The 8,552-nt window shown below is 40.5% G+C and carries 6 protein-coding genes; 4 read left to right on the top strand and 2 right to left on the bottom strand.

Annotated elements, in window-relative coordinates; genetic code table 11:
- The first annotated feature begins 657 nt into the window (after positions 1 to 657).
- The gene (gene tet(W) / locus H5S41_RS02475; RefSeq protein ID WP_000691721.1) at positions 658 to 2,577 is read left to right on the top strand and encodes a tetracycline resistance ribosomal protection protein Tet(W); all 1,920 of its coding nucleotides are present in this window, start codon (positions 658 to 660) and stop codon (positions 2,575 to 2,577) included.
- 81 nt (positions 2,578 to 2,658) lie between these two features.
- On the top strand, positions 2,659 to 3,132 hold the full coding sequence (locus H5S41_RS11880; protein WP_259395036.1) for a helix-turn-helix domain-containing protein: 474 nt from the start codon (positions 2,659 to 2,661) through the stop codon (positions 3,130 to 3,132).
- Positions 3,133 to 3,360: 228 nt separating this feature from the next.
- Here the strand turns inward: H5S41_RS11880 and H5S41_RS02465 are convergent, their stop codons facing one another.
- Complete coding sequence (locus tag H5S41_RS02465; RefSeq protein WP_179210807.1) at positions 3,361 to 3,522, bottom strand: hypothetical protein; 162 nt, start codon at positions 3,520 to 3,522, stop codon at positions 3,361 to 3,363.
- 984 nt (positions 3,523 to 4,506) lie between these two features.
- Here H5S41_RS02465 and H5S41_RS02460 point away from each other — a divergent pair.
- Together H5S41_RS02460 and H5S41_RS02455 are read left to right on the top strand one after the other, a co-directional pair.
- Positions 4,507 to 6,837, top strand: a complete 2,331-nt coding sequence (locus tag H5S41_RS02460; protein ID WP_182602155.1) for an N-6 DNA methylase — start codon at positions 4,507 to 4,509, stop codon at positions 6,835 to 6,837.
- A gap of 77 nt (positions 6,838 to 6,914) precedes the next feature.
- Complete coding sequence (locus H5S41_RS02455; RefSeq protein ID WP_182602154.1) at positions 6,915 to 7,508, top strand: hypothetical protein; 594 nt, start codon at positions 6,915 to 6,917, stop codon at positions 7,506 to 7,508.
- On the opposite strand, the gene H5S41_RS02450 is transcribed toward H5S41_RS02455, so the two are convergent.
- Complete coding sequence (locus tag H5S41_RS02450; RefSeq protein ID WP_085720378.1) at positions 7,494 to 8,462, bottom strand: IS30 family transposase; 969 nt, start codon at positions 8,460 to 8,462, stop codon at positions 7,494 to 7,496. The genes H5S41_RS02455 and H5S41_RS02450 overlap by 15 nt on opposite strands.
- Positions 8,463 to 8,552: the final 90 nt, after the last annotated feature.

Below are 8,552 nucleotides of genomic sequence, written 5' to 3'. Positions count from 1 at the left end.
AATGCTCATGTACGGTAAAGAAGCAAGCAACCGAAAACAATAGATAGACCGCCAGCACTACACTATTCCGAACCAAAGACCAAAAGATAAGCATTTTGAGAAAATCTAAACTTTTGGATTTTCCTACAATGCCGACTACGGCGGAATCCCTCCCACTCCTTATATATTTCTTTCTGTATACATTGAATTTGTATTTAGTAAAATGCAGACAACACCACGGATCGGCTTTTGGCTGGACAATTCCAACCAAACACCGCAGCAGACAGTAGAAACCATTCTGAACGTTAGGAAGCCGGTATGATTGTTACATATAAGGGGAAGAAAAATTTCTTTTAGATACTTGTTTTCCTAAAACTGATGTGATATAATTCAATTCCAGAAAAGGAGTAAAAAATATGCGGCAAGGTATTCTTAAATAAAACTATAATCAAATAGTGGGAACAAAGGATTATGATAGTCCCTTTTGTAGGGGCTTAGTTTTTTGTACCCAAAAGAATACTTTTGCCTTATCAATTTTGACATATCCCCAAAAACAGCACTCACAAACAGGTGTATGCTGTATATGTGTATGTCCGCAAATTATCATCCCCAGTGGTAAAAGTATTTTACTGCTGGGGATTTTTATGCCCTTCGGGGCAGTAAAGGGAGGACAATCACATGAAAATAATCAATATTGGAATTCTTGCCCATGTAGACGCTGGAAAGACGACCTTGACGGAGAGCCTGCTATATGCCAGCGGAGCCATTTCAGAACCGGGGAGCGTCGAAAAAGGGACAACGAGGACGGACACCATGTTTTTGGAGCGGCAGCGTGGGATTACCATTCAAGCGGCAGTCACTTCCTTCCAGTGGCACAGATGTAAAGTCAACATTGTGGATACGCCCGGCCACATGGATTTTTTGGCGGAGGTGTACCGCTCTTTGGCTGTTTTAGATGGGGCCATCTTGGTGATCTCCGCTAAAGATGGCGTGCAGGCCCAGACCCGTATTCTGTTCCATGCCCTGCGGAAAATGAACATTCCCACCGTTATCTTTATCAACAAGATCGACCAGGCTGGCGTTGATTTGCAGAGCGTGGTTCAGTCTGTTCGGGATAAGCTCTCCGCCGATATTATCATCAAGCAGACGGTGTCGCTGTCCCCGGAAATAGTCCTGGAGGAAAATACCGACATAGAAGCATGGGATGCGGTCATCGAAAATAACGATAAATTATTGGAAAAGTATATCGCAGGAGAACCAATCAGCCGGGAAAAACTTGTGCGGGAGGAACAGCGGCGGGTTCAAGACGCCTCCCTGTTCCCGGTCTATTATGGCAGCGCCAAAAAGGGCCTTGGCATTCAACCGTTGATGGATGCGGTGACAGGGCTGTTCCAACCGATTGGGGAACAGGGGAGCGCCGCCCTATGCGGCAGCGTTTTCAAGGTGGAGTATACAGATTGCGGCCAGCGGCGTGTCTATCTACGGCTATACAGCGGAACGCTGCGCCTGCGGGATACGGTGGCCCTGGCCGGGAGAGAAAAGCTGAAAATCACAGAGATGCGTATTCCATCCAAAGGGGAAATTGTTCGGACAGACACCGCTTATCCGGGTGAAATTGTTATCCTTCCCAGCGACAGCGTGAGGTTAAACGATGTATTAGGGGACCCAACCCGGCTCCCTCGTAAAAGGTGGCGTGAGGACCCCCTCCCCATGCTGCGGACGTCGATTGCGCCGAAAACGGCAGCGCAAAGAGAACGGCTGCTGGACGCTCTTACGCAACTTGCGGATACTGACCCGCTTTTGCGCTGCGAGGTGGATTCCATCACCCATGAGATCATTCTTTCTTTTTTGGGCCGGGTGCAGTTGGAGGTTGTTTCCGCTTTGCTGTCGGAAAAATACAAGCTTGAAACAGTGGTAAAGGAACCCACCGTCATTTATATGGAGCGGCCGCTCAAAGCAGCCAGCCACACCATCCATATCGAGGTGCCGCCCAACCCGTTTTGGGCATCCATCGGACTGTCTGTTACACCACTCCCGCTTGGCTCCGGTGTACAATACGAGAGCCGGGTTTCGCTGGGATACTTGAACCAGAGTTTTCAAAACGCTGTCAGGGATGGTATCCGTTACGGGCTGGAGCAGGGCTTGTTCGGCTGGAACGTAACGGACTGTAAGATTTGCTTTGAATACGGGCTTTATTACAGTCCGGTCAGCACGCCGGCGGACTTCCGCTCATTGGCCCCGATTGTATTGGAACAGGCATTGAAGGAATCAGGGACGCAACTGCTGGAACCTTATCTCTCCTTCACCCTCTATGCGCCCCGGGAATATCTTTCCAGGGCTTATCATGATGCACCGAAATACTGTGCCACCATCGAAACGGTCCAGGTAAAAAAGGATGAAGTTGTCTTTACTGGCGAGATTCCCGCCCGCTGTATACAGGCATACCGTACTGATCTGGCCTTTTACACCAACGGGCAGAGCGTATGCCTTACAGAACTGAAAGGGTATCAGGCCGCTGTCGGCAAGCCAGTCATCCAGCCCCGCCGTCCAAACAGCCGCCTGGACAAGGTGCGCTATATGTTTCAGAAGATAATGTAACGTCTTGCGCAATGCAAGCGTTCATTGCTGGCTATTGCGAAATATCATTGATAAAATCAGTATCAGAGAGGAGAAACTATTTTGAACCAGGAACAGACGAATATTACAACAGGAAAGCAAATACGTCATCTGCGAACACAATTGGGAATGACACAGGAAGAACTAGCCGGGGAATTGAATGTTACCCGGCAGGCACTATCGAATTGGGAGAGAGATGTTAATGAACCCGATTTAAATATTCAATTTACACAATGGAAAAAGAATAGGGACTTTCGATTTAATGACAATAAGGATTTTGCAATCTTTCATCCAGTCCAAACAGCGATAAGTGATATTTCAGAACGAGATAAATTTAGAAAAGTATTAGCAAACTCAAAGGCTAGAAAGAACATTTTGATAACCACCAATGATTTCAATAATAATCCGGAAAAAATATATGATATTGTTAACGCAGTGCTAATTTTGGATACAACAGCTGTAAATGAAAAGAATAAACAAACCTATGCTACTATAAAAGCTAATTTAGCAGCTGATGGTAAAGAAGAGCCATATTGAGTGTGTAGTAATTTTTGCTGATTGTTTTTAGATTACGTAGCAAAAATCAAGGTAGGTTACCTGTATTTGGCACTGATGGTTAGAATATCAATGTTCAAAGAAAACTAAGTAGCCTTAAAGATAGCTGCTTAGCTACTTAGGCTACTAAAAGATCGTCCGCAACTGGCCAAAGTTAACGGGACGGTCTTTTAGTATGTGCAGAATGTGGACAATAGGGTGGCATTTCCGCTACTTTTGGGGCGCCTTTTTAGCTAACTCTTCTCGACGTTGCTTGATGGCTTCTTCAATCTTCACTAGATCTTCTTCCTTAGCTAAATTAAGAATGTATTGTTGAGCTCGAAAAGTCTCTGAAGCATTGTTCCATTTACTGATTAGTTTAAACATACTCATTGCTATTTCACTCCTTGTAGTATTCAATAACTAAATTATAGCATCGATCCCTTGAACCATTGTTATAACGCACTCGACAGGCACCAAGTACGCTATAACATAGTAGCGTTCATTGAGTTTCCGTTAGCTAATGAAATGCTAAAATAGTGAGACTGGGTATGATAAGCAAGCACTCATCTTAGTTAAATTGCTGTAGAAATTAATCCTTAGAAAGCAGCGACAAACCGCACTGTCTCAGCGTTTGAGGCAATGTGTGATTGGTATGAGTCGGACGCCACATGTTGAGTCGGTGACGGTGTTGGAGCGAGCATAGCGACGAGTGATTGGAAAGTGGCGAAACGCTGAGGGGATGACGGTGCTGGAATGGACAGAGAAATGGGTGATGAATGTTGATATTATGAAGCTGTGTAATATTTAACTATACTATATTGCAGCATTACCAAGTATTACTATGATCGTGAGGAGAGTACTTGGACATTTGGTACCTCTGAAAGGCACATAGCTATGAGTAACTACGTGTGACTAATATGGACAAGTATTAGTTTCAGACAAAATCGTGTGAGAATATTTTGTCTGAAAGTAACGCTTGCGGAAATTAAAACTTATCGACGAGTTACTAGTACCCATTTTAAGGCTACCAGAAAAATTATGGTCGGATTAGCAAAAGAAAATAAAGAAGTTCAAGAGAAGCAAATAGATACTAAGAGAACTGATAGCGGACTTTAATTGGGTGTGCTGACGAATCCGTGTACTGAGTTACTAGTCGGGATAATTCTAGCTACTGGTAACCTAGATAATCAGTAGCCAATGTATATTTAGCTTGATAGTTTACTCCTTGATATGGGGATAAACGGTATTCTTTGAAGAACGAATCCACTATGTCTCATGACGACCAGAATATGAGGCCTGAAAGCAGGATGTTGGACACGATATCTGGAGGTAACCTTTGATAGATATTTGAAGAGAATGAGGAGGAAGTCATAGATGAAGTTAACTCAAGAAGAATATGATAAATTTGAGCAAAAAATACATGCTGCTATTAGTGAAGCTGATGTAAGAAGAGCTTGGGATCACTTAATTACAGATGTTTTAGGTGAAAGTATTCATGAAGAACAAGAATATAGGGATATGACAATTAGTAATGTTGTGATTGAATTCAAGGACAAAGGCATGTTTAAGAACTCAAAAGAATCTCCTAAATTTAAGGAAGCTACAAAAGGACGAATTTTTAAATATATTAATCGCCTATCTAAAAAAAGTAATATGCCAACGTCTGCGTTTATTGGTGTTGTAACTGATGGTCAATGCACATCAATAGTAACAGTAGAAAATGACAAGGTAGATTCTGGAAATTTATTATCGGTTAATTTTAATAATATTGAGTATGTTTTAAGAGTCATTGATAAAGGAATGAGGGTCCCTTTAACTAGTTCAAATTTAATTGATGACTTTGGCCCTTTATCTAAGTATGGTGGGCCTGTAATCCTTAGTATGTATAGTGCTTTGAACGCCGATCTTCAACAGAAAGGTAATAACAAAACAAAATTATTTTTTAATGAGTGGAAGAATCTATACGGTCAAGTATCGACTATGCCTAAGAATAAACGTGAAGTAGTATTAAAGGAACTCGGCTTCCCACTAGATGCAGGATTATCGGAAGTGCTATTTACTATTAACACATATAACTCTTTTCTTGTTAAATTATTGGCGGCTGAACTTATATCAACATTACCGATATCAAGTTACTCGAAGTTTTCGGAAACAATAGGTCTAACTAGTAAAAATATTTTTACTGTTTTAAAAAGTGAACTAGAATTAGATAATTTCTTTGAAAGTTCAAACATACATAATTTTGTTAGTGAAGTTCTGTTTAGTTGGTACACAGAGTCTACAAACAAACCATCAAATATGGCAGAAAAGGTTAAGGCTATTTGCCTACGTTTATCTTTGTATGATATTTCTAATTACCAAGCAATGAGGTCTGGTGATTTATTAAAGGATTTTTATCAGAAACTTGTTCCTGATAAATTGCGGAAAAGTCTTGGGGAATTTTATACTCCTGATTGGCTTGTATCGTACATGCTTAATAAGGTTGGTTCATTAGAAGATAAGACAATACTAGATCCAACGAATGGATCGGGATCGTTTTTGCTTCAAGCTATCTACAAGAAGAAAGAAATCTACCAAAGAAAGGGGCTTGGTTCTCAAGAGCAATTATCAAAAATTCTAAGTGAGGTTTATGGGTTTGATTTAAATCCCTTAGCAGTTCAAATAGCACGTGTTAACTACTTGTTTGCTATATATGATCTTATTATTGATAGCCCTGGTATAACTGTGGAAATCCCAGTATTACTTTCGGATGCGATCTATGTCCCAGAAATGCAACAAGGTACAGACAAGTATGTATATACAATTGGATCAAATGTTGCAGATCTACACGTAGAATTACCTAAATCATTAGTAGATAGCCGTCAAAGGTTAGTTAAAACTTTTAGTATTTTAAATGCAGCTATAGATCACAATGGTAAGTTCGAAGATTGTTTACCATCGTTGCAAGCATTATTTACTAATGAAGATGCAAGTTTTTTTAAAACATTAAATAATACTTTTGATAAAGTACAAGATTTACATAAAAAATCTTGGGACGGTATCTGGTTCCAAATTATCCAAAATTTTTTCTGGTCTATAGAACTTCCTAAAATGGATATTATTGTAGGTAATCCACCTTGGGTTAGATGGTCATCTTTACCTGAATTATATCGTGAGAGGGTAAAAGATACAGCTAAGTTATATGATATTTTTTCTGAACATAAGCGCTACGGAGGAAATGAACTGGACATTTCCGCATTGGTTACTGTTTCAGTTGCTGATCGTTGGTTAAAAAATAATGGTGTTATAAGCTTTCTTCTTCCTCAAATTCATTTGCAGAATGACTCATCATCTGGATTTAGACAATTTAAAATTGGTAAGTATCATCTCATACCTCAGATTATAGAGGACCTACAAAATATTTCTGCATTTGAAAATGTAGTGAATAAGCCAATGATAATTACATTGAAAAAAGGCACAAATGATCCTACTTTCCCTGTTGAATATAAGAAATGGGTATCAGTGGATAATAAAAAAGTAGTAAAAAATAATGCAGCGCTGAGTGACGTATTAATGACACGCGATGTTCGAGACCTTTTTGCAAAGCCGCTTAAAGATTCACCAAGAGCAAGGTGGATATATGGAACAAGGCAACAGTTACCAATTTTTGATAAACTATTGGGACAACCTACTTACCATGGAAGAAGGGAATTACCACTGATCTAAACGGTATATTCTTTCCACGTATTTTGAATCAAGGAAATGGTTTAGTTCAAATAGAAACTGGACCATCAGCAGGTAGAGTGAATATTGGCCCGGCTTTTCGAACTTGGGTAGAACAGGACATGATATATCCCTTGGCAAAAGGTTCTAGGAATATCAAGCGAGGTGAGTTTGTTTCTGACGATAGTATTGTAGCTATTGTTCCAAACAAGGGAATACAGGATAGGGATTATAAGGACGCACAAAAGCAAATGGAAAAACTTCCTAAGATGAAGGCGTACTTTGAACGCTTTGAGGCAATTTTAAGGAATCGATCAACCTATCGTAACTTTATGAAAGGAGCGCCTTATTGGTCTGTCTACAATGTAGGTAATTATACGTTTAGTCCGTATAAGGTATCATGGTCAGAAATAGGTTCTAAGGTCAATGCAGCACTTTTGGAGGAACCTGTTTCTAGACTTAAAAACAAGATAGTGATTCCTGATCATAAGTTGTTTTTCGTATCATTTAAAGACCGCGATAGCGCTATGTATCTAATGGGAATATTAAATAGTTCTATTATTGGAGACATAGTGACAAATTCAACCGTTTCAACTTCTAGAGGTGATATTCTCAAAGATTTACATCTGCCTTTATATGACCCGAAATGTCAATTTAAATTAGAAAAATGTTGAAAGCTGTTCATCTGTGACGTGACTTAGGAATACTTCAAGTGGTGTGCGGTAGTGAAGTGACTTCCGTGGAATAGTATTTCGTTTGTGCATCAGCTGGGTGATTAGTTCATCTGGTAAATTACGGAAGTCTAATCGTTTACTGAGACCGTCACGACGTAAGATACCATTATTGTTTTCATTCAGGCCGCGTTGATTGGGCGCTCCAACCTCCGCAAAATAAGTATGAAGATCATGTTTATTGGCAATCTCACGCCAGCCCGCGAATTCCTTACCATTATCAAAGGTAATCGACTTAACGAAATGACGAGGTATTTTAGAAAGCCATTTATCCAAGTGATAGTTAACTGCTTCATCAGTTTTACGATGAACGTTAAGCACAATCATCACCTTAGATTGACGTTCCACCAAGGTCATGACCGCACCACGATGAGCTTTTCCTTGAACAGTATCAGCTTCAAAGTGACCAAACTCGTGTTGGTAGTGAGGAAAATCATGGTATCGCTGGTAAATACTCCGACCGAGATGCCCCGCCTTACCACGTCGTTCGACATAGCCATTGGGGTGTCGCTTGCCTTTCATCGGTAATTGCTGGACGGCAAAATTGTACTGTCCACGAGCAAACATCCGATAAAGTGTCCGCATACTACAGCTAATTGTCCGTTCTGCTCGACCAATGATCGTATCAGGTGTCCAGCCCGCTTTAACCTGCTCATTGATGTAGCTGATCTCATCCTTGGCTAGCTGAGCCTGCTTACGACCACAACGCTGCTTATTCCGTTGGTAAGCCTTAAGATACTGTGCAATGGTCTTACCGCTATCAAGAAATCGATAGACTCGGTAAATAGTTTCTTGGCTTCGTTTAAGCAGTTTAGCAGCTTGATAAGCCTTCGTACCTTGGTGCCAAAAATTAGCTATGAGGGTTAGTTCACGTGTGGTAAGATGTTTATAAGTCATTTGTGATGTTCCTTTACTTTTGTTTGTGGTTATTCAAAAGTCTATCACAAATGGCTTTTTTATTTTTCTAACTTAATTTTACAAACGGCG

Origin of the sequence: Limosilactobacillus albertensis (genome assembly GCF_014145555.1) — a bacterium.
Taxonomy (GTDB): domain Bacteria; phylum Bacillota; class Bacilli; order Lactobacillales; family Lactobacillaceae; genus Limosilactobacillus; species Limosilactobacillus albertensis.
This window is presented reverse-complemented; position numbering and strand designations above follow the sequence as displayed.